We start from the raw sequence: 26,320 nt of genomic DNA, 5'->3' as shown, positions 1-26,320 counted from the left end.
AACCAAAATGGGAACAAGTATCAAAAACAAAGAACGAGTTTTAATAGGTCCAGTTTCTGATTTTGAAAAAGAAGGTGGAGTCTCTGCAAAAGTGGGAGAGAAACAAATTGCCATATTCTATTTTGAATCTCGAAATGAATGGTATGCTTGCGATAACGCCTGCCCACATACCGGTGATATGGTATTGTCTCGGGGGTTTTTGGGAGATAATAATGGAGAGCCAAAAATAGTTTGTCCACTGCATAAAAGAAACTTTTCGCTCACTAACGGAGATTGCCTAAGTGGAGAAAACTACAAAGTCAATGTTTATCCAGTGATTGTCGAAAATGGATCTGTATACTTAGAGATAGATTCATCTTCATGTAGCAATAGTTAATTGGTATATATGGATACCCTCAACAAAAGAACAAACAAAGGTAAAGTGTATCTAGTGGGAGCAGGTCCGGGAGATCCAGATCTTCTGACTGTCAAAGCATTAAAAACATTACGCAAAGCAGATATTGTTTTTTATGACGATTTGGTTTCCCCTAGAATTTTAGGTGTTTGTCGAAAAAAAATCCAAATGGTCTATGTTGGAAAAAGATTAGGTATCCATAGTTGTTTACAAGACGAAATTAATACAAAACTCATCCAAGCCGCAAATGAGTATAAAACAGTGGTAAGATTAAAAGGTGGTGACCCATCTATATTCGGAAGAGTCGGTGAAGAGTATTCAAACCTTATTTCCGCAGGAATCTCTTGCGAGATTATTGCTGGAATCACAACAGCCTCAGGTGTGGCGTCTTCCCTGGGATTCCCACTAACCCATAGAGATTATGCGAGAGAAATTTTGTTTTTATCAGGCCACAAAAAAGATGGAGTTAACTCAGATTCTTTTAAAAACCTAAACTGTGTTGGTAAAACGATCATTGTCTATATGGGGCTTAATTCAATCGACCTCATTGTATCAGAACTATTGGTTGCAGGGAACTCTAGCGAAACCCATATTGCGGTCATCCAAAATGCAACTTTAAACACAGAACGAGTTTTTACAGGGAATCTAGATTCAATCCAGTCCATCATTCTAGAAAACCAAGTCAAATCCCCTGCCATTCTTGTGATCGGAGAGATTGTCAGATTCTATAGAGAGATGGAAATTTTGAAAAATGACTATTCTTCCATTCTCACATCCCTATAAGGGATAGGAATGAATGATATCACAGGAAAAAGAACCACACTTCGGTATGCAGAAGCCGAGGGATATGTATATTGTAATCCCAACACGATTGAAAGGGTTAAAGCAAACAATCTTCCAAAAGGAGATATCTTTGGTGTAGCCAAAGCAGCTGCACTACTTGGATCTAAAAAAACAGCTGAGTTAATTCCTCATTGCCATCCGGTTCCAATTGATTCTTTTTCCATTCATTTCGAAATTCTAGAGCCAAAAAATGCTATCCGAATCCAAACGCAAGCAAAGTCAATCGGCAAAACAGGAATTGAAATGGAAGCCCTTACAGGTGTTACAGTAGCAGCCCTTGTCATTTACGATCTATTAAAACCAATCGATAAAGAAATTGAAATTTCTTCTATCAAACTTTTAGAAAAAAAAGGCGGAAAAACGGATTCACAAATCTCAAAATTCGCAAGTGGATCGAATGCAAAGATATTGGTTTGTTCAGATTCTTGTTTTGCTGGTAAAAAAGAAGATGGATCAGGAAAGGTAATTGCTGAACTTCTCCAAGCAGAAGGAGTAGAAGTTTTAGAAATACTAATTGTACCGGATGAACCAACGGAAATTCAAAAAGTGATCTCCAATTGGAGTTCAGAAAAAATTGACTTAATTGTTACTACTGGGGGTACGGGTCTTGGACCTAGAGACAATACTACCGACGCCATTAGACAAATGTTAGAGCAGGAAATCCCTGGTATCGCTGAGGTAATGCGTTCCTTTGGACAAGATAGAACTCCCTTTGCAATGTTATCTCGTTCTCTTGCCGGGAGGATTGGGAAATCACTCATAGTTACTATTCCAGGAAGTAGCAACGGGGCAAAAGAAAGTATGACTGCGATTTTACCTGCCATCTTTCATGCAAAAAAAATGATGAGAGGTGAAGGTCATTGATATCTTATCAGGAAGCTCTCAGTAAAATTCTTTCAGAAACAAAAATTTATCCCACGGAAGTCATTTCATTAGAGCAATCTTTTGGTAGAGTCCTTGCAGAACCAGTCACTGCAGATAGAGATTATCCACCATTCCACCGTTCGGCGATGGACGGATTTGCTATTTTTTCAGGTGATTTTTCTCCGAACAAAGTCTACGTTTATAAAAAAGAACTCCCTGCAGGAAGTAATATCCAACTAGAATCGGGAGATGAGGCTATTCGGATCATGACAGGTGCTCCCGTACCAAATGGATTTGATGTTGTGATTAAAATTGAAGATTGTATTCTAAACGAATCGAACAACAAAAAACAAGTTTCTTTTTCGATTCAAGAAGTTAAACCATGGAATAATATCGCCAAACAAGGTGAAGATGTAAAGAAAAACCAGCTAGTTTTACCCAAAGGTATCCAAATTGGCACTTCAGAAATCTCACTACTTGCAAGTCTCGGAAAAGAAAAAGTTCCTGTTGTCCAATCACCCAAAGTCCATATTATTTCTACCGGAAACGAAGTGGTTTCAATTCACCAAACACCGCTCCCTTACCAAATCAGAGATTCGAATTCTTTTACAATTAGTTCTATTTTATCCAAATTCAAAATCTCACCAAAATTAATCACTCATGTTCAAGATATTGAATCAATAATGACGGAATCCATAAAATGTGGGTTAGAAGGTGATATTTTAATTCTTTCTGGTGGAGTGTCGATGGGTAATATGGACTTAGTTCCATCCATTTTACATAAATTAGGTGTAGAACTTATTTTTCACAAATCGGCAATCAAACCAGGAAAACCAATTTGGTTTGGAAAACGAAACGGCACCATTGTTTTCGGAATGCCAGGAAACCCATTCAGCGTACAAACATGTTCACGTATTTTTTTAGAACCATATTTACGACAATCATTCGGGCTAACAATCCATCCTGTTTATAAACTCCCCTTTTCTACCACCAAACAAAAAAAAGGTTCTCTTACGGAATTTTTTCCTGTAAAATTAGAAACCTCCGACAAAACCTATCTGACACCTGTTGCTTTTAATGGAAGCGGAGACATACGGGCTGGGATTTCCTCTGACGGGCTTGCCATTTTTCCAAACGAACTTTCTCAAATTCAAAAAGAAGATACTATCGAGTTTTTACCTTGGTAAACAAAAATCTTTCTCTCCATTTGTACATTCCGTACACAGATCTTTTGTTTTTTGGTCAAAATATTGTCCGATTGTAGTACATTTTCTACACGAGGGAAATCCATAAGCGTAAAGTTCAATTTCAAAGCGTTTTAGCCCATTTTAGGACATTTCGCGCTATGGTACGCTTTTTGCATTGTTTTTTAGCAAAAGGAGTAAACTTCCCGTGACAATTACACCTCATGCGAAAGCAACTAAAATCGAATTATTCAGCCTGGCGACACCACAAATGCGCACCTTTCACCTAACATGGATTGCATTCTTTCTATGTTTTTTTGGTTGGTTTGGAATTGCTCCACTTATGGTTTATGTTAGAGAAGAACTGTCCTTAACAAAGGCGCAAGTTGGCAATATCATCATCGCCTCTGTTGCCATAACAATCTTTATGCGATTGTTCATAGGCTGGTTATGTGACAAAATTGGACCACGGATCTCCTATACAATTCTTTTAACTTTGGGATCTATCCCTGTCATGTGCATTGGGCTTGCCGATAGTTATCTTTCTTTTTTGTTATTAAGATTGGCCATTGGAGCGATTGGAGCTTCTTTTGTAATCACCCAATACCATACTTCTGTTATGTTTGCACCTAATATCATTGGTACGGCAAATGCAACAACAGCAGGTTGGGGAAACTTAGGAGGTGGTGTGACACAAATGGTGATGCCAATCCTTTTTGGTTTTTTTGTTGCCTTTGGTTTTACTACAGGAGTTTCCTGGAGACTTGCGATGGTGGTTCCTGGTGCTGCATTATTCTTTATGGGTATCATTTATTATTTTGGAACACAAGATACTCCTGGTGGAAACTTTAAAGATATCAAAGAAACCTATCCCACGTTTCAAGGTGGAAAGAAAAATTCACTTAGCAACTTTTTGTTAGTCATCAAAGATCCTAGAGTTTGGTTGTTGTTTCTTGCTTATGGTGCTTGTTTTGGAATTGAACTTACTATCAACAATATCGCAGCGTTATATTATGTAGATCAGTTTCAGTTGTCGCCAACAACTGCAGGACTTATCGCTGGACTTTTTGGTTTAATGAATTTATTTGCAAGAACACTTGGTGGTGCCTTTGGAGATAAATTTGGAATCAAATGGGGTCTTCGTGGAAGAGTCATTTGGTTATCAGCTGTTTTAGCTGGAGAAGGACTTTGTTTGATTTTATTTTCGCAAATGAGTTCACTGATTCTTGCAATTTCCTCCATGATCGTTTTTAGTTTGTTTGTACAGATGTCAGAAGGTGCCACATTCTCTGTTGTCCCTTTTGTGAATAAAAAAGCAATTGGTGCCGTCTCCGGTATTGTTGGTGCTGGTGGAAATGCTGGTGCTGTCTCTGCTGGATTTTTATTTAGAGGAGATCTTAGTTACCAGAATGCGTTACTCATCATTGGTGTCACTGTAACTGTAGCCGCCTTCTTTACCTTACTTGTTCGATTTTCAACTGAAGAAGAAAAAGAGGTTGGCGACGAAATGAACAAAATATTACCTCCGGTTGAAAAAGAAACGTCTTTGGCTTCGGCCACTTAATACAAAAAATGGATCGATTTTATCGAAACACGATCCGTTTTGCACTTGTATCTTAAAAAACTCTCTCTTAGAATCTCCGTCTTAGGAGAGAGTTATGCATCAAATTCATTACCGGTCTTGCAGTTTATGTGAGGCAATGTGTGGACTTCAGATCGACTTGAAAGATGGTTCTATCCAAGGTTTTAAGGGAGATCCTGACGACAAATTCAGTCGTGGTCATATTTGTCCCAAAGGCCCCGAACTAAAAAGTTTATACGAAGACCCAGATCGAATCAAATTCCCGCTCAAACGAACAAAATCAGGTTGGGAGTCTGTTACTTGGGTGGATGCCCTCTCTGATATTGCCAATCAACTTGTCAGAATTCAATCTGAGTTTGGAAACAACGCTGTTGCCATTTATAATGGAAATCCTACTGTTCATAATTATGGATCTATGTTGCTGGGACAAAGATTCGCTAGCCGGCTCAAAACCAAAAATAATTTTTCGGCCACTTCAGTAGACCAGTTACCCCACCAATTACTTTCTTATTTAATGTTTGGACACCAACTATTGGTACCGATACCAGATATTGACCATACCGATTTTTTCTTAATTTTAGGAGGCAACCCATTCGCATCTAACGGAAGTTTAATGAGTGTTCCAGATGTCAAAAAAAGACTCAAAGCCATTCAGGATCGAGGTGGAAAATACGTCGTGGTTGATCCGAGGAAATCAGAAACGGCAATACATGCAAACGAACATCTTTTTATCAAACCAGGAACAGATGCATACTTTCTACTGGCTGTCCTTCATTTTCTTTTTGAAAAACAACTCATCAAACCAAGTCATTTGATTCGGAATGAAGATCTCAAATCCTTAGAAAACATCACAAAAGAATATAGTCCAGAAAGAGTTTCTAAAATTACCGGTGTATCTAAAGAAACCATCGAAAGAATTACATTCGAATTTGCGAATGCGGCCTCCGCTGTTTGTTATGGAAGGGTTGGAGTTTCGACGCAAGAGTTTGGTGCAATTTGTCAATGGCTTATCAATGTCATTAATCTTGTCACAGGGAATTTAGATCAAAAAGGTGGGGCTATGTTTACTCTTCCTGCGGTTGACTTGGTTGGAGAAGGATCTGTGATGCGCTCGTCACCCGGTAGTTTTAATTCATACCAATCAAGAGTTCGTAAACTTCCTGAATTCAGCGAAGAACTGCCTGTTGCAGCCCTGGCTGAAGAAATTCTCACGGAAGGAGAAGGAAAAATACGTGCCCTCTTTACCTCGGCTGGAAACCCGGTTTTATCTACACCTAATGGAACAAAGTTGGACAAGGCTCTCGCAAGTTTAGATTTTATGGTTAGTGTTGATTTTTATCTGAACGAAACGACAAAACATGCACATTATATCTTACCTCCAACATCCGCTTTAGAACATGATCACTATGATTTGATTTTTAATGTTTTTGCTGTAAGAAATACAGTAAGATACAACCAACCACTTTTTTCTCCAGAACCGGGAATGTTGCATGATTGGGAAATATTTTCTGATCTTACAAAACGTTTGGAATTAACAAGAGCAGGAAAAGAACTACCGAAAGAAATCATTAGAACCAAACTAACACCCGCTAGCATCATTGATCATGCACTCAAATCGGGACCTTACGGTTCCAAAGGAACTCCTGGAGGTGAAATGAGTTTAGATTTACTCAAAAACAATCCTCATGGAATTGACTTAGGTCCACTGAAACCCAGTTTCCCGGATCGATTGTATACAGAAGATAAAAAAATCCAACTTATCCCAAGTATTTTAAAAGATGACCTACCAAGGCTTCGTCGGAAGTTTAATGAATGGGAAGACCTGGCTTCAGAAAATTCGCATTTTTTACTAATAGGACGAAGGCATTTGCGAAGTAATAATTCCTGGATGCATAACTTACCAAAACTAATGACAGGAAAACCGCGTTGTACGATTATGATCCATCCTGACGATGCAAGTACATTGGGAATTTTGAATGAAGAAGAGGTAATTGTTGAATCCTCCGTTGGGAAAATTCAAATTCCAGTAGAGATTACCGAAGAATTAATGAAAGGTGTCGTTAGTATACCACATGGATTTGGACACAATCGAAGTGGGACGAACCAAAAGGTGGCTAAAGAATTTTCTGGAGTGAGCATCAATGATTTAACCGATGACCAAACCATTGATGAGTTCTCAGGTAACGCCGCATTTAGTGGGATTAAAGTTTTGATTAAAAAACAAACAGCCTAATCAGAAATTTGTTTTTTTATGAATTGGGTGTAAGCTCGCCTACCCCCAACCAGAGAGTATTTTTCCAAATTGTTTGGGAGATAAGTTAGAGCTTTTTTAGAACGGACCCCTGTTTCGCAAATACAAACAAGCGTTATATTGTTCTGCAATTCAGGCATAAAGCCTTTCTCTAATTCTGAAAGTGGTAGATGGAAACAACCAGGGATTGGTTGAGCGTCTGCCTCTTCTTTTTCTCTTACATCAACAAGAAGGACATTTCCTCTTGTCTGATAAGACAAAAAATCCTCAACATGAATCTCTAATCGATCCGATTCAAAATTAATTTCTTTTTTCCCTGATCCGCAAGATGGGCATCCCAGGTTAGGATCGATCTTCGATTGAAAAAGAGTGGGAGGATTCCATTCCAAAAAATATACGGAAGCGAGATCCGTATTATCAGGGTCTAAAAGGTATTGTAAGACCAAGGAAGTTTGGTAGGTTCCCGCCAATGCTGTTTGCACACCGAGTACACCACCAATACTACAGTTTAGAGTATCACCTTCCTTTAAATCAGGAAACAAACAACGGTAACATGGTTTCCCTTCTCCTGAAAAAATTGCAAATTGAGCACTTGTGCGAAACACTGATGCAGTTACAAGTGGAATTGATTTTTTAATACATAAATCATTAATCGCATACTTAGAAGTAATCGTATCCGTACAATCCAATACTATATCCCAAGAATTAAATAATTCAGGTTTTGTTGATTCCGAAATAAATTCAGAAAAACATTCCACTCGCAACCATGGACAATGTTCCGACAATTTTTTTGCAACTACCTCCGTTTTTGGTTTTCCTACGTCATCAAGTGTAAACAGTGTTTGGCGATGGAGGTTGGAAACCTCGACCAAATCAAAATCAACTAGACCGATACGACCAATCCCGGCAAGACTAAGATGTAATGCTGCTGGACAACCTAGCCCCCCAAGCCCAATGACAAGAACAGATGAATCCTTCCATTTTTTTTGACCAACAAAGCCAATTTCAGGAACTTGGATTTGACGCTGAAAAAATTGATCCTCGAGAGAACCCATAAATAAGAGGAGAATTTACGAATGAACGTAAGCAAGGAGAAATTAAAATGCAGGCAAAATAGTTTAATAACTAAATACAATCTTCTATTTTTGTTTCCACCTGAGAAAACTAGATAAAACTCGACCTTAAGGTGAAAGAGAATACTAGAAAATTTGAAGTTCTCCGAGTGAGTATTTTATCACATTGTAGTTTTGCATGTGTTTATTGTGCGCCGAAAAACAAACCAAACCCAAACATCTTATATCCTAAAACTCATTTCCTTACTCCAGAACTTTTAGAAGAAAAAATTAATATTCTAAAAAACCATATTGATATCAAGGAAGTCCACCTAACAGGAGGAGAACCAACTCTTCATAAAGACCTAATTCTATTAATTAAAACTTTGAATAAACTGCAGGTCAAAGAAATTGCTATAACATCCAATGGTTTTTTTGAGGATGGACTGATCGAAAATATGAAACAAGCAGGCCTCACTCGAATGAATTTTTCATTGGATAGTCTGTCTCAATCAGGCTTTGAAAGACTTAGTGATCGCAAACTTCCAGTTAACCTTCTTTTGAAACGTATTGTGGAAGCAAACCAAATTGGATTGGAAGTGAAAGTCAACTCTACGGTATTAAGGGGATACAATGATACGGAAATTTTGGACTTACTAACGTGGGCTGGCGAAAATAAAATCCCTATTCGTTATTTAGAATTTATGAAAATGGGGCCTTTACAGGAAGAACATTTGGATTGTTTTTATTCAGCGGAAGAAATTCGAAATACCATTAAAAAAAAATACAATTTCAAACCATACCTTACTCCCATTGATTCTACGGCAACCTATCATATCACAGACGAAGGTTTTGTTTTTGGAATTATCGCCAATCATTCAGAACCATTTTGTGAAGGTTGCAATCGATTGCGAATGGATTCCCTTGGCAGAATCTACGGATGTCTGAGCGACAAAACCTCTTTTGATTTACCCTCGGAATCATCCGAAGTGTCCGCCATTTTAGAACAAGCAATGAAGACAAAAAAAACACAGTTTACTGGTTCAGAACTGTCTATGAAATTTATTGGAGGATAAATGAAGATTCAACTTTTATCATTTGCTGCACTGAAAGATTTTTTTCCACCAAAACAAGAACTTACCATTGATGGAATACAAACAGTTCTAGACTTAAAAAAACACCTTCAAAACCAAAAACCGGAAGCGAGTCACCTGATAAAAGTCAGCAGAATTTCAATCAACCAAACCATTGCCAATGATTCAGATTCCATTACCGAAGGTTCTACGGTGGCAATCCTTCCTCCATCAAGTGGTGGTTAGGTGAAAAAGGAATGATTTTCAAACACATTACAGAAGAAAAATTATTATTACCCACTGAGTTTCCGGCCCTACCGAGTATGGGTGGATTCGTCCTATTTGCAGGAATTGTTAGAAACATCAATGATGGAAAACAAGTAACACATTTAGAGTATGAAGCCTATTCTGAAATGGCAAATCAGATGATTGCAAACATCATTTCTGATGCATGCCAAAAATGGGAGCTACAACATGCAGACTGTATTCATCGGTTAGGAAAATTAAATTTAGGTGAGGTGGCAGTCATTGTCAGTACTGGATCCATCCATAGAGACGAAGCCTATAAGGCAAATCGATACATCATTGATCGAGTGAAACATGAGGTACCAATTTGGAAAAAAGAGTTTTATATCAATGGTAGTTCGGAATGGTCCAAAGGCTGCGTGGATGAATCACACGAACACTAAAATAACTTTTGTTCTATTAGCCGGAGGGAAGAGCGTACGAATGGGAGAAGACAAAGGTTTGATTTCGATTCACCAAAACTCTAATTTTCTAACTAAAGCTTTCAAAAAACTAAATATTTTTAGTAAATCCATTTTTGTTTCGATTCGTGAAGAACAAACCGAACTTTATACAAATTACATCCCGAAAACTTCTTTAATCCCAGACAAAGATCTTCCGGTAGATGGTCCCTTAAAAGGGATTCTTTCCTCTTATCTTTATCTAAAAGAAAACAAATTATCTAATGATTTTATTTATTTTTTACCGATTGATATTCCCTTCTTCAAATTAAGAACAATCAAAAGATTATTTGACGTTTATAATACTCAAACCAAACCAATTCAAGGAATTTTTTATAAATCGAACTCTGGACTGGAGCCATTATGCGGGATTTATTCATCTGCAATTTTATCCGAATGGATCAAAAACATTTTTCTCGATAAAATACCTGAATTATCTTTACAAAAACGAATCAAAAACATGAATCCTGAACCAATCATAATGAACCTGCCCTCAAACGAAGAATATAACTTCAGAAACATAAATACTAAAAAGGATTTATAAATATTGGACTTCCATCAAACAAAAAAAAATTGGATCTTCGATATGGATGGCACTTTGACAATTGCAATTCATGATTTTTCAGAAATTAAACGACAGTTAGGTCTTCCGCTAGACAACGATATACTTACATCACTTTCTCAATTGCCGCCGATGGAATCTTTGGAGAAACGAAAACAATTGGATATCATCGAATTAGAAATAGCAAAAATGGCAAATCCTTCGCCAGGATGTTTTACTCTGCTACAAAAAATCAATCTAAGTTCAAATCATTTAGGTATACTCACAAGAAATAGTTTTAATAACTCGATAGAAACATTGAAAGCAACGGGTCTCTTAGATTATTTTCAAAAAGATTATATTTTCTGTCGCGAACGTGCCTTACCAAAACCAAATCCAGAAGGTATTTTACGTTTGATGGATCTTTGGAATGCAAAGCCACATGAGACAGTGATGATCGGTGATTATGTTTATGATCTTGAAGCAGGTAATGCTGCGGGTGTCGAAACAGTCTACATAGATCCAGAAGGAAAGTTTCCATTTAGGGAATCTGCAACGCATTGTATCAGAAAATTAGATGATTTACTCTATCTCTAGTCATATTCAGGGAATCCCCCAACTAACAGAACCGTCTTTGTAGCGTATCTTATTAAAGAATACTGAGGAATCCGTAATCCTATGACAATATAAATTTTCATATATTCTAATGTATGACTAGACCAATTTGTATTTAAAAATTGAGCAATATAAAGAAAATTTGACTAAAAACTAATTAACAATTGTTATAATAATAGATGAGATCGCTTTCTTTTTTCCTAATCGTCTTACCTTTTTTTTTCCTACTTTCCTGCGACCAAGGATCAACAAGTGAAGATCTCTCAACTATGGCACTTCTGGGTTTCATTGGACCGTCCGCAACTCCATCATTAGAAGAAAAATTCCAATCTGCAGAAGCAAAAACTTTTTACAGAAAAGACGGAAACATTCAATTCCAAGACATTCTCATTGAATACAAATTAAAAGAATCGAAAGGGGATACAGAGACTGTTGAAGCTTTTTTAGGGAACCCTAGTGAGATTTATTTTAATACTCAAACCAGACAAATTACTGGATATTTGAATCAAAAAGAAGATAAATACCAAACAAATTCTATTCCTTTTTCTTATTCGGACTACTCAAGAAGATTCAAAGTCATATTGACCATTAAACAAGAAGGAAAAGTTATATCATACCGAGAAGTGACAACTACTCCTCCAAGTCCTCCAACAATTCCACCAAATTCAATAACCTTGCCAGCGATAACCTACGAGACAAAACGTTCTTTAATCGGTGGAACTGAATACCAAGTCATTCGTGTAAAGTTCCAAGCAGGAGCAGACTTAAGTCAATTCACTAAATTAGACGCATATATTGGTAGGCCAAGTATCATTGCACTCGCCGCAGACAATTACAACGTAATTAATTATATATCAGCAACATATTACGATAGTTCCTCACAAAATTTTTTATTTTTAACCCCTGAACTAAATGCCTCATACAAAATCATTGTTGTAGGTTCCAACGCAAATGTAAAAGGAAACCGAAGTATTGATACAGTCCCCCCACCTCCACCACCTTCGCCTTGTACAGGTAGCGTCAATGCGCCGGCTATCATAGGGAACTGTAGTACACATTGTTTGTCTGTCGATTTAGTAGGTAACCAAATGAATTATATTGCAAAAACAAATCTTGATTCTAACTTAGAAGAATACCTATCTTTAGATGCTGATAGTACCACCCCCAGTGGCGGTACAGGCCCAGTCAACCTATCATGGATCGAACATTTCTCCCCCATCGGAGCAGGAGAATACCAAACCGAAAATAGAACTTTCGATGTCACTACATATGCTCACTCTTGCATTGTCCTTTCATCTTATCTTGTAAAAGACGGTCCAAATGGGTTTGTGGATCATTATATCACCGGAAAAGTCAACGTTCCGTAGTATCAAAGTTATACCATTTATACTAAATATGAATTGGGTTTTGATTTAAAATAGGAAATCTTATTTCAATGATGGCGCCAATTTGTTTTTCGAATACGATGGTTCCTCGCAATTGTTTTACTAGATTTTTTACTAGTGTCAAACCCATTCCTCTTCCATCTAAAACTGTATTATCAATTCCGGGACCATCATCTTTCACTATCAGTAAAAATTGATTTTCGATCCTTCCGAGATAAACATCGATCTTTCCAAAATCCCGACTCATAAAAGCATGGCGAAAAGAATTAGAAACCAACTCATTTAAAATTAAACCCATAGGAATAGCCCTATCTAAATCCATCTCCAATCCATTCTCAATGGAATCATGTAGCTCTATTTTATTTTTGTCGTTTATATATGTATTTTTTAAATTCCCTAAAATAGAATCAAAAATAAGGTTCAAATCAACATACAATAGATTTGGTGAACCATAAATAATCTTATGAACAGAAGCAATCGCCATAATACGATTCTGAATCAAACCTAAGGAGGTAGTTAATTTTAAATCGTTTTCAGACTCCACCTGCATTGCCAAAAGCCCAGATATTATCTGCAAATTATTATTCACCCTATGATGAATCTCTGTTAATAACTTTGTTTTTAACTTAAAATCTGATTTTATCTGCCTCTCATGCTCAATTCGCTGGGTCTGCTCCTTCTTAAGTGAATGGACATAAAGAAAAATCAAAAAAAACATTGCGTAAAGGTCCTTAAAAAAACCTTCATATTCGTCAAAATAATCAAATGAAAAACCATGTTCAAAAACATTAGAAATACTCACATAACATGGAATTATCGCTAAAATCAAAACGAATGCACCTTCCCCTCGATAAGTCGGCCTGCGAATTAAATTTTTTATGATAATGACAATTGTTATAAAATAAACCAATAAACTCAAGAGATTGAGTATCGCTATCATACCCATATTAGTGCGCCACCAGAATTTCTTTTTTCAAGCTCACTAAAAAAAATAATGATGAAATAAAGTAAAATGAATGTTCTAATACATTAAAAAAATCAGGGAAAATAAACCCTTCAACAACTGTAAAAATATTACTAAGCCAAACACAAACAAATCCTAAAATTAAAAAATAGAATTTTGGAATTAGTCCTGACCAAAGCAAACGTACGGTGATGAGTAAACCAATGGTGTCAAAAATAAGATTCAATACTTCACTAATTTGATACATGTTTTGTTAAAATCCGAGTGATTCTACTTTTCCCAGAGGATATACTATAACAGGGTTTTGTTTATGGTAAAGTGATAATTTCCCAAAAAAAGGAACATAACGCATCTGAAATAAATTGAGTCAAATCCTTTGAAAAAAAATTGATTGTTGAGGCCGAAATATGTTTCATACAAAAACTAAATGACCGATTCCCAATTTTTACCATTTACTGCCAAAATAGAAATCATAGGGATCAACCCCTTTGTTTTTTTACCAAAATCCATATTAACTTCCCTAATGGAACAAGCACAAACAGATAAAGGTAAAATTAGAGTGATTCTCAAAATGGAAGGATTCGAATTCACCCAAACTCTTGTTAAATACAAAGGAGAATGGCGACTTTATCTCAATACTCCCATGAGAAAAGCAGCTAAAAAAGAGGTAGGTGATAAGGCACAGTTTGAAATAAAATTCAATCCAAAATCAATGGAACACCCAGTTTCGCCAGAACTGCAAACTGCCCTCGGCAAAAACAAAGAAGCGAAAAATAGATTTCAAAGTTTAAGCCCATCCCTTCAAAATGAAATCATGCGCTATATCTATAAAATCAAATCTGAAAAAATCAAAAAGGATAACGTTGAGCGAGTTATCCTTTATTTATTGGGAAAAGGAAAATTTTTAGGCAGAGAAATTGTTAAAAAATTTTGAATTATAATTCCGAAATTGATTATAACAATTCTTCTTGTTTCATTTTTGCTAACCGCAATACATCCGTTAGAAATTTTCGATGACTTATGATCGATTCTTTTTTCAACTCTCTTGCTGGATTAAAAATCCCACGTTTTCTAAACACTTTCCACGGATCTATTTTGATGTCTGACCAAGTTCCAATCTCAAGTGTTAGCGGTAGAAATCGTGAAGGACTTGCATGAGGAAGTTTTTTTGTCTTTTGAAATTCGTTATACAAACGATCCCAAAGATCCCCATGTGTTGTATAAGTCTCGCTCTGGGGTCCAAAACGATATAAAATATGATTTAAATTGCTAGTTAGATAATTTGCTATTTTTTGAAACAGAGGTTCATCTACACATTGATCATGTGTACCAGCATAAGGCCACCAAACGTGATCCACTGCCCCAAATCCTGAGTGAATGTCTATCACGGGAATCATTGTATTTTTTGCCTGCAAAAAATATTCACTATAAAAACGATCTAAAACCCTAGACTCAGCTTGTAAGATATTTCCTCTATAATAAGGAAATACATTCGAAATCTTATGACCGCCAAAAAAGAATGGAGCTTTCACCGCTTCTACGCCAGAATTCCGCATCAAATCAACGCCATTCGGATTTGATCTACGTTTCATTGCAACCCCACCAGGATTTAAGATGGGAATACAAACAATTCCTAATTCACCATCTTTAATTTCGTGATACAATGTCGAAGTTTTGCGGGCAAATAGATCATCCAGAAAATCCAACAAAACGCGTATACCAATAGTTTCAAGCCCGTGTACACCTGCGACAAGACCAGCTACATTCTGTTTAATGGCATTTTCTTTTCCAATTTCCAAAACATAAATCGGAAAACGAAACCCAGCTTCCGTTTTTGTTGAAAAGCCAAACTGTTTGAAGCGAACTAATTTACCACCTAACTTAACTATTTTTAAAATTCTATTTTCATATCGATTGAGACGTTTCATTCCTCTAAGCATCAATGACTCACCAACAAACCTTAATTATTTGACCACAAGAAATTTAATCCAATTTGGACAGGGCCGAACAAATTCACTTTCTCAGGAAGAATCCGTTTAGAGAAATTCTATTTAATTGATTTATGTTACAATTTGATTACGAAAAGAGACTAGAAGAGAAAGCTAAAAGAAAATCATAAGAGACGGAACCAAAGCCCAAAAAAATAATCACTGAATTTCATTTACGACAGAATTGTTTTTTTTAAAAGTTGATCCCATGGGTCAACCAACGCAGAAAACCAAATCAAAAGAATACAAGGAAGAATTCATCACAACCAATGGTGTTAAAATCCGCGTCGGTATTTGGCCGGGTAAGAAACAATCCATTATTTGTTTACATGGCTTATCGGGAAATTTATATTCTATGAAGCCTCTTGCCGAGCGATTGAATCGCTTAGGATATCGAGTTTTGTCTTACGATTTACGTGGTCGGGGAAAATCCGATAAACCAAAATCTGGATATGGATTCCAAAACCATATCAAAGACCTTAGAGGGATCATCTCTCATTATAAAATCAAAAACCCCGTTTTTTTTGCCCACTCATTTGGATGTATGATTGCTATCCGTTATGCGATTGCTTATCCGGAAATCGTAAAAGCAATGATCCTTATGGATGGAGGTGGACTTCTCTCTTTACCCAAAAGAATCCAAGTCTTAAAAGTATTAAAACAATCTTTTGAAAGATTGGATGTTACTTTTTCTACTGTTTCGGAATATTTAAAACTAATCAGAAATTCTCCCCTTGTGCCACACTGGTCCAAAGAAATAGAAGAATACTTCCGATTGGAATTAGAGAAAACGAAGCAGGGTTACATCTGCCATATGCCAGGTTTTGTGATGGAAGAAGAATTGAAAGAGATGGGTGGTTCTATGTATTTTTCTAAAATATTCAAATATTTAATCCAAGAACCTAGACGTGTGATTTCTAAAATCAAAGAAAACAAATTTTTAGAGTTTGAAAAAATTGGCTCTCCTACTCTCATCCTTCGCGCCACTGAGATGAATTTATTTCCCAATGACGATTTATTGCCAAAAGAATCATTTGAATTTATGTTGGAACGAATTCCTAACTCGAATGGAAAAGAAGTGAAAACAAATCATTATGGAATTCTTTTTGACAAACTAAAAGAAAGAGATGATGCCATCGAAAACTTTCTCTCCGGCCTTAATCAAAAAGGGAATTCCTTTTAACGAATCCCCTGCTAGATGTTTCTCTATGGATGTCCTTTCCCCTTACACTTTCCCAATTTCATAGAGGGTAATATACCAAGGTAAAGAATCTTAAGGCAATAATTTTTTTCCTATTTTCCCTAGTGACTCTAGTTAGAATGATCAGAATTCGCCATTCCTAGAATCTTTGCAATTGCATTGACTACTTCCGTATAATTCATAACTTATGGTTAGATACCAAATCAATTCCAATATCTATCTTGTTGGTTTGACTAAAGGATCTCAATGGAATGAAAACTCATACAGAAACGGAACGATGTTCCTGGTGTCTCAAATTTGATCAATACATCAAATATCACGACGACGAATGGGGAGTTCCAGTTCATGATGATCAAACCCATTTTGAATTTCTGATTTTAGAAGGTGCACAAGCAGGGCTTAGTTGGTCGACAATTTTAAAGAAACGTGAAGGCTATCGAAAGGTATTTGCTAATTTTGATCCAGTAAAAGTAGCAAAGTTTAGTGAGAAAAAAATTGAAGCAATTCTCCTTAACCCCGCAATCATTCGCAATCGATTGAAAGTCCAAGCAGCAGTGAACAATGCAAAACGTTTTTTAGAAATCCAAAAAGAGTTTGGTTCTTTCGACAAATATATTTGGAGTTTTGTTGGCCATCAAACCATCAACAAAAAAAGAAAGAGTTTAAGCGAAGTTCCTGCAACATCAGTGGAATCAGACAATTTAAGCAAAGATTTAATCAAAAGAGGATTCAAATTTGTTGGTAGTACTGTTATTTACGCTCATATGCAAGCTTGCGGATTAGTGAATGACCATATAGAAAGTTGTTTTCGATATAAGCAGTTAACAAACCAATCATAAAACTTCGGGTGGAGAATCCTTCCCGAAGTTCGTTTTTTAAGTATCCTAGATGTTGATAAAAGAAAATTTATTTCTTTTCAGCAACAACTACAGCCTTAATCAACTTCCAATCTGCTTGATCCAAATAAAATGTATACATAGACTGAAATTTCATTACATTACTTTCCAAAGCTGCTAGCACAAAGCCAAATCGATCCAAAAAATCTACCGAATGAATTTGTACATCTCTCCTCACACCACCAATTTTTCCATCTCTCAAAGATTGAATATAATTGGAATTGTTGGAACTAAATACCGATTCACTGCCTTTAATATACACACTGTCCGCATATTCATTATGAAACTTCGACTCAACTTCAGATATGTTTCTTTCGTCGATGTTCTTCATAATTGATAAAAATTCTTTTTCCAAAGATTTTTTCTTTCCTTCAATATTCATTTGATCTGTTACCATGATTCCTCCTAAAATTACCTACATTCTTCCAAAACAACTTAACAATGAAAAAAATCAAATTAGTTGCTATAGCAACAATATACACAAAAAAAATCAATCTAATGATTCCTCATAAATTTGATCAATGATCCGTTTGAATGTTTTAAAATCTTGTGTCGAAAGTTTTTTAAACATTCGTTTTCTCTCTTCTGCCACAACAGAAGCCATCAATTGATAGATCTCTATCCCTTTTTTTGTTGGATAAACCTGATTTTTTCTTCGATCTTCCGGATCAGCTTGAATCTTGATCCAACCCTTCTCTTCCATATTGCGAAGTGCACGTGCCATAGAAGGGCGATCATCAAAATCCCTTCCTAAATCAGCCTGGCTACAACCAGGTTGCTTCACCAAACGAACGAGAACAAACCACTGCTCTGGAAAAAGTTCCAACCCATTTGTCGAGGCCAACCTCATAAACTGGCGTCGTAAGGCACGAACCGTCCGATAAATCAAATAAGCATAGGAATTCTCTAAATCAAACGAATCAGACATATTGTTGCTATAGCAACAATAAAAGAAACCAAAGGTTTGTCAAGGAAATATCCGATCGCAGAGAGATGATCTGCCAGCCAATCATCCTTGACAGATCTTTCCCGTTCATTATAGTATAAAGTTTTGCACAAATTTAAAGGAGTATTTTAATGAATACACAAAACAAAATATGTCTAACACATTTTGATTATGACCGACTAAAACTTATGATTTCGGATCATACCAAAAAAAACAAAGTAGATAATAATATCAAAGATCTACTCGGTGAAATTGAAAGAGCACAAAAAGTGGACTCAAGTATTATTCCACCTAACTTCGTCACGATGAACTCAATCATCGAACTTAAAAACCTAGAGGAATTAGAGTTTCAAGAATTTCAATTAGTATTTCCTGAAGAGGCAAATTCTGAAGAAAACAAAATTTCAGTTTTAGCACCAATCGGAACTGCCGTTTTGGGTTATAAAACCGGCGACGTCATCCAATGGAAATTCCCTGGAGGTGAAAACCTCTTCCAAATCACGAATGTCAAATACCAACCAGAAGCAAACGGCGATTATCATCTATAATTGCTTACTAAAAATAACCCAATCACAAGAGGGGAAATGAAATTCCTTCTTGTGTGCGTTCCCAATTCGAGTCCGTACCAATATTTCTCCAATAAATGGGCCGGGCTCCTTCGGGGTCCGCTTCGCTCCCGTCACCTGCATCGCAGGCGACCAAGCCCTGCGTATCCCTAACGCTCGTCATGTTTCGTTTAACACAACTCTACATTGATTTGAAATTTTTGCTTCATTTTGAAATAAACATTTTAAAATACGACCTCCTCCAGGAATGACCCACCGACAGTATTCACTCACATCTTCTTTACAAAACCCTTGGGACTTCTCCTTCATCGATTCTGATAATGCGTTTTGGCCGACTTCGCAGGCTTCTGACAAATTTTTTCCACGTTCTTTCAAACATTGTAAAATCCGAGCTTTGGTTGGTTTGACTCCCAAACAAAAACTGGCAATTTCCGGTTTACAGATTTCATAAATGGGTTTTGTTTCTGCAAATAAACTTATATTAAAACAAACAAAGAAAATAAGTAAAAATCGATTCATTGTGTAACGTCCTTTATTTTATTTAGTTTGGTTATAAGATCAATTTTTCACTAACATTTTAAGTTCTACAAATCAAAAAACAAGTCCAGTATATTGCAAAATTTGAATCTTTCATTGTACAAAATCATACATTTTTGATATAGAAAAATGATATTTCATCCTACTAAAAGAAAGCAATTGAATTTAAGAAAAACATTATGTCTTTATCTTTGATAAAAAGAAAAAAGAAGTGATGATGGCAAACGTAGAAAATGTCCAAACTTTAAAAACAAATTGAGTAACGATTGTTTAATGATACCATTTTTTTCAAATCGATGAGCAGACGTGATGGCTGTAAAGGGGAGTAAAACTGGCCATATAGTCTTTCTAAATTTTTGGCTGAGCTCAGTGTCTTCAAAGATGAAGTCCAAACTAAGATCCGACTTCCAAAGATTACGATCGAAAAAAATACAATGATCTAAATAAACAATTCCCTTACACTTGACCCGAATCCAATTAGAATACCAAGAAATTAACTGTAATAAAAAATGTTCTTTATCAAAATGATGTAAAAACCCACCCCAAATAATTTTTTTATCTTTTTGTCCACTTAACTGAATTAGGTGATCGATTGCTTCTCTTGGTAGTTTTGTCCTAGGGTGATGGAACAAAACGATTTCACCTTTCGATTTGTGAAACCCAATGTTTAATCTCTCTGCCCTTGTAAAAGCCTCAGTTGTATTGATTTGAATGATTTCTATTTCTGGATGATTGACAAAACCAAGTAAAGAAAATTGAAATAAATAATTTTCGCCATTGTCCGTTGGAATGATGATACTGAGCATTGGAATTTTCTTTTTTGGTTCTATTAAGTTTAAGAACTATTAAAAAGAAAAGCAAAAAGTAAAAAGCTAAATCTCCATAAAACCTTCATTCCGAAGGTTTCGTAGGAATTTAAAAATTTGTTTTATTCTTTACTAATGGAAAAAGTTGGGAGGAAAAAACCAATGTCCCTGCCATTTGAAGGATCTGGTTGGTTTGGTCCAGGTGTAGGAAGAACCCATTGTTCTAGATATTTTCCATTGGTTGCAATAAAGTTTGTATTTAAGTAATATTCAGAATATTCGTTCGGCTTATAATCAAACTTGATAAAATCAATGGGGGAAAACTTAGCTGATGACAATCCTTGTTCTGTTTGATAAACAAAATTATTCAAAGCAGACATATTTAAAACCAAAGTTTCTCGATTCCCTTCTGGTAAATTCAAAACAATAATTCCATCCTCTGTATATCGATCCATTGAGTATTCATTGTCTAAATACTCGAAGTCGAGCCGATCTGTATAGGGTGCATTTAAATGATCCCAAAAGGTATTTCCTATGGGATCCGCTAGTTCAGCGGCTTCCGTGCTGGAATTTCGATGAATCCGAGGATGATAATTTTTAAGAGCATCTAAAGCTAAATAACCTGTTGTTGCTGAAATTGGGTAATCGATAGTATTAACTTTTTCAATGCCATTATCAAAAGGATAAGCCATGACTAAATTTCTTTTCCCAAATTGAGGATCAGCTTTTCCCATTTCCGATTCATTCCACATATTATAAATCAAATACTTGTTATGTTGATTTTCCAATTTTGCTTCATCTAATTCACATTTTATTGAACCAATGCGTAGTCCAATTCGATCATATTTTCCATCTTTCCAAGCATAAGCATTTCCATTTTCAGGGCCTCCTATTCCAAAGATCGTCTTTCCAGAATCAAGTGGATACGAAACTTTCATCCGACCACCACTTTGGTTGTCAATCCAGCCTCCGTCATAAACAACGGTTGTAGCATTTGCGGTACGTTCTTGACCTGGAGAAACAATTCCTTTTTCCCATAAAAAAATAGAATGAACATTAATCCTTGCCTTAGTACAACCAACGGAATGATTTAATTTACCATCGTTTAAAAAACGATTTGGTAATGATTGATTTCCAAGTCCGGACTTTGCGTTTTGCAATAAAAACTGCGGATTTTGGGAGTCCACAATCCGAAAGGAAATATTCTTTTGGGAAAGAAACAATGAACCTAAAATGAAAACATCAGTAAGCTCATTTTTTTTTGAAGGACTACAAAACAATGTATTCAGTAGTAAAAAGAATAACAATAGAACTACTTTCATTAAGGTTTCACCAGTTTTTAGCATAATTTTAATTTAACAGTTGCAATGTGTACTTTTGAAATCAGAAAACAACGATTTTCTGAACCAGGAAGGCAATTTATTTCAAAAATACCGCTAAAAACGTTTTAAAACGGCTCAAAAACCAGAATGAACGTTCTCGGTAAGATCGACCAAGAATCTCTTTATGAAATAACGAAAAAAACTTGGTCTTATAGGATTCCCCAATTTCAAAAATCAGAATTCTCCAATACGATCGCTATCCCCTGCCCTCCACCGATACAAAGAGAAGCGACTCCATAACGAAGATTTTTCCTTCTTAACTCATAGGCAAGAGTAAGTATGACACGTGTTCCGCTGGCACCGAGCGGATGTCCAATGGCGATTGCTCCCCCATTGACATTTGTTTTTTCGGGACTTAATTTCAACTCTCGCATAACAGCCAATGTTTGAGCTGCATAAGCTTCGTTGATTTCAAACAAACCTACTTCATCCATCTGAATCCCTGCATTTTGTAATGCTTTTGGAATAGCAAAAACTGGACCAAGGCCCATCATCTTAGGATCACAGCCAACATTAGAATATCCTAATATTTTAGATAATGGTTTTAATTTCTTTTTTTGAGTCCATTTTTCTGAAGCGATGAGAAGAGAAGCTGCTCCATCGTTGATCCCTGATGAGTTCCCTGCAGTGACACTCCCTTCTTTTAAAAAAGCAGTGGCCAGTTTCTTAAGTTGGTCAACACAAGACACTCCCCGGATCTGTTCATCCCTTTGGATGATACTTGTATTTTTCCCTTTACTAACAACGGGAACCATCTCTTCAAAAAAAATTCCAGACTCTGTTGCCTTTTCTGCACGAACTTGAGAAATACCCGCCCAATCATCTTGATCCAATCTAGAAATATGAAACTGTTTAGCAATGTTCTCAGCAGTCTGTCCCATCGTTAAATCTACAAAACAATCAGTTAAACTTTGTGCTAAGCGATCTTCTAATACTGTATCTCCATACTTATTTCCCCACCTAACATTTTTTATAACAAAGGGGGCATTACTCATGGACTCGGTTCCACCAACAAGTAGAAGTTCATTTTCGAGGGAAAGAATTTTACGGGCGCCAATAATGACACTTTCCATTCCAGATCCGCAAAGGCGGTTGACTGTGAGTGCACTTGAGTTTTCTTTTAGTCCAGATCTTAGTCCAATATGCCTTGCCAAATACGCAGAATCCTTATCATCCTGGATTACATTTCCATAAATGGATTCTTCGATTTCTTCTGGATCTAGACCAGTTTTACGGATCGTTTCTTTTGCTGAAATGACCCCAAGCTCAGAAGAGCTATAATCCTTTAAACCACCACCAAATTTTCCAAACGGAGTTCTGACTCCATCCAGTATAACTACCATAGTTTGCTCCTTTTACAGTGTATATACACTATAAATTCATATATTTTATTTAAATTCAAACTTTTCGATTATTTATTCCTTTTCAAAATCAATCTGCAAAACAGGAAGGTCTCTTAATTCGGTAAGAATATTCAAGGTTTGTTTGAACGCAGGTTTTCCTAACTCATCCGTCATTGTTTTTTGCGCCAACCTCCAAAACTCCATAGCCTGAGCCAATTTGGCTTCCCCCTTTTTCGTTAAAGTGAGACTCCTCACATTGCCAATTTCTTTTTTTTCTATGTTGATAAGACCATCTCGATTCAAAATTTCCAAACTTCTTTGCAAAGTAGTTCGATCAATGTCAGTTAGACGAGAAAGATCGGTGATACTGGGATCTTTTTCATAAGCGATTCCGGCAAGTACCGTAAATTGTGTGATCCGAAGTCCAGAAGGTTTTAACATTGAATCATAATAACTGGTAACGAGTCGGCTTGTCCTTCGGAGGCTTAAATTCAAACAAGACAATCCAATTTGTTTTAAATCTTCGTGAGAATATTTCATTCCAAGGCACCTAAATAACAAAAAAGTGCATATACACTATATTGTCAAGCGAATCAAATGATTTCTTTTTCATCCACTGGTGTAAAAGAATAAAAGCGTCTTTTTAATCCTTCACAAATTCTTTTTTCGAATCAACCATTCTGCGAAAGCAAAATTAATAAACCAACCGGCACCCATCATTAAGTCGCGAGGTACCCCTGAAGGTTCTCCACTCATAAAAATAAACCATGGTAAGTGGGTGAACACTTGTGTTCCTGCTCCCATACCAATCGCATAACCGCGAATCATCCAATGGCTATGTTTTAAAAAGTTTCTTTTTATAATAAAAAGAAACCCAATGGAGATACTGACGGTCATCCAAATGCCTACGACCAAACGAATTCCGTACAACCAATCACCATCCGTCGGGACACGAGGGTACACCAGTGTTAGCCACAAACCTGACAGTGCAGAGATAAGTCCCATGAACACCAAAAACCTTCCAGAAATTCGATGCCATTGGATATGTTGTTTCCGAAACCCAGGTGAAAACTGAAAGGCACCGAGAACACCAAAAAATATAACACCAACTATATGAACGAAAACAGGAATTGGGTCATTGAAGAATCTTTGGTTATCGGTGGTTATATTTCCTCCGGTGGTTAATTGCAGTAACCGAAAAATCCCAGCGAGAGTAGGAACCAAACTTAAAAAAAGAAGCGAACCGATGATGAAATAATCTTTTTTGGAATAAGATGCCATAGTGTACGTAAACTTATTTCCTAGATAAAACAATAGTACGCAACTAAAAAAGTATTAACGAAATTACCCTTTATGGGCAGATCCGCCTAGCGTTCTAATAAAATCAAATATCCGTTCCACTAATGATGGGATTTAATAATCATTACCATCATCCGTACATTAATCCAGAAAAAACGAACCATTTGCCAGAGTAAAAATGTTCGAAAGAATTTCGTTTTTTCATTGGGAACGGCAGTGAAATCACCTTGTTCGTAAGATGAGTGTAGTTCCTGTTTTTCTAATAATACCAATTCTACCATATCATTTGTTTTCATATTTAACTCCAATCATTCAGGGATCAACCACCAACCTGGTTTACACTTTGCTTTGTACATAAACATATAATGCAAAATCATTTTGATCCAATGGCCCGCAAGACCAATCTCACCAGTTGTGTATGTGAGTGACCTACCCCACTTAGGATATTCTTTATAATTCGGTACGATCGGATACACTGTCATTGAAACTGCTGTTCCTGAAAATATACCATTCCCTGCAGAAGCAATACAAGCCGCGCCCATCTGAGCCATAGAAGCTTGGTGTTTTAATTCTTTTGTTTTGGTTTTGATTTGATGGCTGATGTTTTGTGCTACAACTTTACCCATGATTGCTGATGGCATTCCCGTTCTTGGAGGAGTTGGCGAAATTTGAATTCCTTCTTCATTTTTCATTACTTTTGAAATTGGGTGTGGTGGCGCAAAAGCAATGCCGATTCCAAAAAGGTTCGAATAAAATGGAGACTGATACGTATTTGGCCAATCTTTTGCATCCCATTTCTCATAGGGTTTTGATTCGTAGTTTGCATCTACCTTCATCATTCCGTTAGCGACAAACAATTTCGAAGTTATATCCTCTCCTGAATTTCCATAGGCCTTTAATCCCACACCACTAAAAGGCGGAATTAACATCGAAAAATCAAAATGTACAAAACCATTTTCCCCATCCAAAGTGGTATAATATATTTTATTTGATTCAATTTTTGTTACATGAGCTCTTGTTTTCCATTGAATTCCCCTTTCGGTAAACAATGATTCTGCGAATATTTTACTACTCGTCACATATCCGCCTTGTTCTAGATGCAATCCGCCCATCCCAAAGTCACCTAACTCATATTCATTGGAAATCCACAAGATCTTTGCATTCTCACGCACACCTGCCTTCCTTAGTTCATGGTCTACATTAAAAAGATATTCAAATGCAGCACCTTGGCAGGTACACATTCCGTGCCCAGTCCCAAATACAAAATTAAACTTTTCTCCTTTCTTCATTCTTTGGATGAGTGTTTGTAGTTTTTTATTCGCTTCTTCCGCATGTGAATAAGTACAGACGGAAACCGTTTTTCCTTCTTCTGGTCCAAGACCGGGTGTTGCAGAAAAATTAAGTTTCGGACCAGTGGCATTGATGCAATAATCATAAGAAATACGTTCTTTTTGTCCCTTTGTTTCCGGGCCCGTTGATTCGTATTCGATAAATGCTTCTTTTGAATCCGAAGAACCTTCAGGAAAAAGATTGAGTGCTTTGGCTTGGATGAACTGAATCTTCATCTTATGATAAATTGGTTTTAATGCAAAAGTCACTTCCTTGGGAATCATTGCACCTACACCTACCCAAATATTGGAAGGAATCCAGTTCCAGTTAGCGTTAGGCGAAATCACCACGACTTCATGTTTTTTTCCAAGACTCTTTTTGAGTAAAGTTGCCGCTGTATGCCCAGAAATCCCTGCACCTAAAATCACTATTCTCATAACTATATACCAATACCCCTATATGTATACAGCCAAACTCAAAAAGCAATCTTATCTTTGTTTTTTTGGTTGTGAGTATTAATTTTTACTGAACGC

Annotated in this window: 30 protein-coding genes; 16 read left to right on the top strand and 14 right to left on the bottom strand. The window is 36.4% G+C overall.

Going from position 1 to position 26,320, the window contains the following annotated elements; translation table 11 throughout:
- Positions 1-7 precede the first annotated feature (7 nt).
- The 6 genes from nirD (at position 8) to CLV96_RS17925 (ending at position 7,100) form a co-directional block, all read left to right on the top strand.
- Positions 8-376, top strand: a complete 369-nt coding sequence (gene nirD / locus CLV96_RS17950) for a nitrite reductase small subunit NirD (RefSeq protein WP_004785526.1) — start codon at positions 8-10, stop codon at positions 374-376.
- A gap of 9 nt (positions 377-385) precedes the next feature.
- Positions 386-1,177, top strand: a complete 792-nt coding sequence (gene cobA, locus CLV96_RS17945) for a uroporphyrinogen-III C-methyltransferase (protein ID WP_004785987.1) — start codon at positions 386-388, stop codon at positions 1,175-1,177.
- Positions 1,178-1,186: 9 nt separating this feature from the next.
- Positions 1,187-2,101, top strand: coding sequence for a bifunctional molybdenum cofactor biosynthesis protein MoaC/MoaB (moaCB, locus tag CLV96_RS17940; protein WP_004785095.1), 915 nt, complete (start codon positions 1,187-1,189; stop codon positions 2,099-2,101).
- Positions 2,098-3,288: a molybdopterin molybdotransferase MoeA gene (locus tag CLV96_RS17935; protein ID WP_004786416.1), complete on the top strand. Its 1,191-nt coding sequence runs from the start codon at positions 2,098-2,100 to the stop codon at positions 3,286-3,288. The genes moaCB and CLV96_RS17935 overlap by 4 nt, the downstream gene beginning before the upstream one ends.
- A gap of 205 nt (positions 3,289-3,493) precedes the next feature.
- A complete protein-coding gene (locus tag CLV96_RS17930) occupies positions 3,494-4,849 on the top strand; it encodes an MFS transporter (protein ID WP_196795730.1) in 1,356 nt (451 codons plus the stop codon).
- A gap of 94 nt (positions 4,850-4,943) precedes the next feature.
- On the top strand, positions 4,944-7,100 hold the full coding sequence (locus tag CLV96_RS17925) for a molybdopterin-dependent oxidoreductase (RefSeq protein WP_004784906.1): 2,157 nt from the start codon (positions 4,944-4,946) through the stop codon (positions 7,098-7,100).
- Here CLV96_RS17925 and CLV96_RS17920 read toward each other — a convergent pair.
- Positions 7,097-8,173, bottom strand: a complete 1,077-nt coding sequence (locus tag CLV96_RS17920) for a HesA/MoeB/ThiF family protein (protein WP_004787130.1) — start codon at positions 8,171-8,173, stop codon at positions 7,097-7,099. The two genes, CLV96_RS17925 and CLV96_RS17920, sit on opposite strands and share 4 nt — an antisense overlap.
- Before the next feature lie 131 nt (positions 8,174-8,304).
- On the opposite strand from CLV96_RS17920, the gene CLV96_RS17915 reads away from it, so the two are divergent.
- From CLV96_RS17915 to CLV96_RS17890, 6 genes are all read left to right on the top strand, one after another.
- Positions 8,305-9,246, top strand: a complete 942-nt coding sequence (locus tag CLV96_RS17915; RefSeq protein WP_004785432.1) for a radical SAM protein — start codon at positions 8,305-8,307, stop codon at positions 9,244-9,246.
- Positions 9,247-9,489, top strand: coding sequence for a MoaD/ThiS family protein (locus CLV96_RS17910; protein WP_004786085.1), 243 nt, complete (start codon positions 9,247-9,249; stop codon positions 9,487-9,489). It abuts the gene before it with no gap.
- Between the two features lie 11 nt (positions 9,490-9,500).
- Positions 9,501-9,932, top strand: a complete 432-nt coding sequence (locus CLV96_RS17905; RefSeq protein WP_004787209.1) for a molybdenum cofactor biosynthesis protein MoaE — start codon at positions 9,501-9,503, stop codon at positions 9,930-9,932.
- Complete coding sequence (locus CLV96_RS17900; protein ID WP_338092320.1) at positions 9,880-10,533, top strand: molybdenum cofactor guanylyltransferase; 654 nt, start codon at positions 9,880-9,882, stop codon at positions 10,531-10,533. Before CLV96_RS17905 ends, CLV96_RS17900 begins: the two co-directional genes overlap by 53 nt.
- A gap of 42 nt (positions 10,534-10,575) precedes the next feature.
- On the top strand, positions 10,576-11,127 hold the full coding sequence (locus tag CLV96_RS17895; protein ID WP_004785826.1) for an HAD family hydrolase: 552 nt from the start codon (positions 10,576-10,578) through the stop codon (positions 11,125-11,127).
- Positions 11,128-11,324: 197 nt separating this feature from the next.
- Entirely contained in the window at positions 11,325-12,512 is a 1,188-nt protein-coding gene (locus CLV96_RS17890; RefSeq protein WP_004785408.1) for a hypothetical protein, read from the top strand.
- A gap of 22 nt (positions 12,513-12,534) precedes the next feature.
- On the opposite strand, the gene CLV96_RS17885 is transcribed toward CLV96_RS17890, so the two are convergent.
- Together CLV96_RS17885 and CLV96_RS17880 are read right to left on the bottom strand one after the other, a co-directional pair.
- Positions 12,535-13,476, bottom strand: coding sequence for a sensor histidine kinase (locus tag CLV96_RS17885; RefSeq protein WP_004784641.1), 942 nt, complete (start codon positions 13,474-13,476; stop codon positions 12,535-12,537).
- A 1-nt stretch (position 13,477) separates the two neighbouring features.
- On the bottom strand, positions 13,478-13,741 hold the full coding sequence (locus CLV96_RS17880; protein WP_004787109.1) for a hypothetical protein: 264 nt from the start codon (positions 13,739-13,741) through the stop codon (positions 13,478-13,480).
- Positions 13,742-13,921: 180 nt separating this feature from the next.
- Here CLV96_RS17880 and CLV96_RS17875 point away from each other — a divergent pair, with 180 nt between their 5' ends.
- Complete coding sequence (locus CLV96_RS17875; protein WP_004786381.1) at positions 13,922-14,428, top strand: YdeI/OmpD-associated family protein; 507 nt, start codon at positions 13,922-13,924, stop codon at positions 14,426-14,428.
- A gap of 19 nt (positions 14,429-14,447) precedes the next feature.
- Here the strand turns inward: CLV96_RS17875 and CLV96_RS17870 are convergent, their stop codons facing one another.
- The gene (locus tag CLV96_RS17870) at positions 14,448-15,434 is read right to left on the bottom strand and encodes a M14 family zinc carboxypeptidase (protein WP_004785891.1); all 987 of its coding nucleotides are present in this window, start codon (positions 15,432-15,434) and stop codon (positions 14,448-14,450) included.
- Positions 15,435-15,690: 256 nt separating this feature from the next.
- On the opposite strand from CLV96_RS17870, the gene CLV96_RS17865 reads away from it, so the two are divergent.
- The gene (locus CLV96_RS17865) at positions 15,691-16,665 is read left to right on the top strand and encodes an alpha/beta fold hydrolase (protein ID WP_004784783.1); all 975 of its coding nucleotides are present in this window, start codon (positions 15,691-15,693) and stop codon (positions 16,663-16,665) included.
- Between the two features lie 269 nt (positions 16,666-16,934).
- A complete protein-coding gene (locus tag CLV96_RS17860) occupies positions 16,935-17,522 on the top strand; it encodes a DNA-3-methyladenine glycosylase I (RefSeq protein WP_004786942.1) in 588 nt (195 codons plus the stop codon).
- 67 nt (positions 17,523-17,589) lie between these two features.
- Here CLV96_RS17860 and CLV96_RS17855 read toward each other — a convergent pair whose 3' ends face one another.
- Together CLV96_RS17855 and CLV96_RS17850 are read right to left on the bottom strand one after the other, a co-directional pair.
- A complete protein-coding gene (locus tag CLV96_RS17855; protein ID WP_004787317.1) occupies positions 17,590-17,976 on the bottom strand; it encodes a hypothetical protein in 387 nt (128 codons plus the stop codon).
- Positions 17,977-18,069: 93 nt separating this feature from the next.
- Positions 18,070-18,507, bottom strand: a complete 438-nt coding sequence (locus CLV96_RS17850; RefSeq protein WP_004784398.1) for a MarR family winged helix-turn-helix transcriptional regulator — start codon at positions 18,505-18,507, stop codon at positions 18,070-18,072.
- A 149-nt stretch (positions 18,508-18,656) separates the two neighbouring features.
- Between CLV96_RS17850 and rnk the strand changes: the two genes are divergently transcribed.
- Positions 18,657-19,073, top strand: a complete 417-nt coding sequence (rnk, locus tag CLV96_RS17845; protein ID WP_004785559.1) for a nucleoside diphosphate kinase regulator — start codon at positions 18,657-18,659, stop codon at positions 19,071-19,073.
- Between the two features lie 177 nt (positions 19,074-19,250).
- Here rnk and CLV96_RS17840 read toward each other — a convergent pair whose 3' ends face one another.
- The 8 genes from CLV96_RS17840 to CLV96_RS17805 all read right to left on the bottom strand — a co-directional run bounded on the left by CLV96_RS17840 (position 19,251) and on the right by CLV96_RS17805 (position 26,224).
- On the bottom strand, positions 19,251-19,610 hold the full coding sequence (locus tag CLV96_RS17840) for a hypothetical protein (protein WP_004785389.1): 360 nt from the start codon (positions 19,608-19,610) through the stop codon (positions 19,251-19,253).
- 203 nt (positions 19,611-19,813) lie between these two features.
- Positions 19,814-20,434 carry a glycosyltransferase family protein gene (locus tag CLV96_RS17835; protein ID WP_004786460.1) on the bottom strand — a complete coding sequence of 207 codons (621 nt, stop codon included), beginning with the start codon at positions 20,432-20,434 and terminating at the stop codon, positions 19,814-19,816.
- A gap of 122 nt (positions 20,435-20,556) precedes the next feature.
- Positions 20,557-21,756 carry a hypothetical protein gene (locus tag CLV96_RS17830; RefSeq protein ID WP_004786680.1) on the bottom strand — a complete coding sequence of 400 codons (1,200 nt, stop codon included), beginning with the start codon at positions 21,754-21,756 and terminating at the stop codon, positions 20,557-20,559.
- 227 nt (positions 21,757-21,983) lie between these two features.
- A complete protein-coding gene (locus tag CLV96_RS17825) occupies positions 21,984-23,159 on the bottom strand; it encodes a thiolase family protein (protein ID WP_004787524.1) in 1,176 nt (391 codons plus the stop codon).
- Between the two features lie 72 nt (positions 23,160-23,231).
- Positions 23,232-23,699 (bottom strand): MarR family winged helix-turn-helix transcriptional regulator, encoded by a 468-nt coding sequence (locus CLV96_RS17820; RefSeq protein ID WP_004785641.1) that lies wholly within the window; start codon positions 23,697-23,699, stop codon positions 23,232-23,234.
- A 111-nt stretch (positions 23,700-23,810) separates the two neighbouring features.
- The gene (locus CLV96_RS17815) at positions 23,811-24,440 is read right to left on the bottom strand and encodes a DUF2306 domain-containing protein (protein WP_004786766.1); all 630 of its coding nucleotides are present in this window, start codon (positions 24,438-24,440) and stop codon (positions 23,811-23,813) included.
- 119 nt (positions 24,441-24,559) lie between these two features.
- Positions 24,560-24,754, bottom strand: coding sequence for a hypothetical protein (locus CLV96_RS17810; protein WP_004786707.1), 195 nt, complete (start codon positions 24,752-24,754; stop codon positions 24,560-24,562).
- A 12-nt stretch (positions 24,755-24,766) separates the two neighbouring features.
- The gene (locus CLV96_RS17805; protein ID WP_004787530.1) at positions 24,767-26,224 is read right to left on the bottom strand and encodes an NAD(P)/FAD-dependent oxidoreductase; all 1,458 of its coding nucleotides are present in this window, start codon (positions 26,222-26,224) and stop codon (positions 24,767-24,769) included.
- Between the last annotated feature and the right edge of the window lie 96 nt (positions 26,225-26,320).

This window comes from Leptospira meyeri (assembly GCF_004368965.1).
Classification (GTDB): Bacteria; Spirochaetota; Leptospiria; order Leptospirales; family Leptospiraceae; genus Leptospira_A; species Leptospira_A meyeri.
The sequence above is the reverse complement of the archived record's forward strand: the minus strand, read 5'-3'. Positions and strand labels throughout refer to the sequence as shown.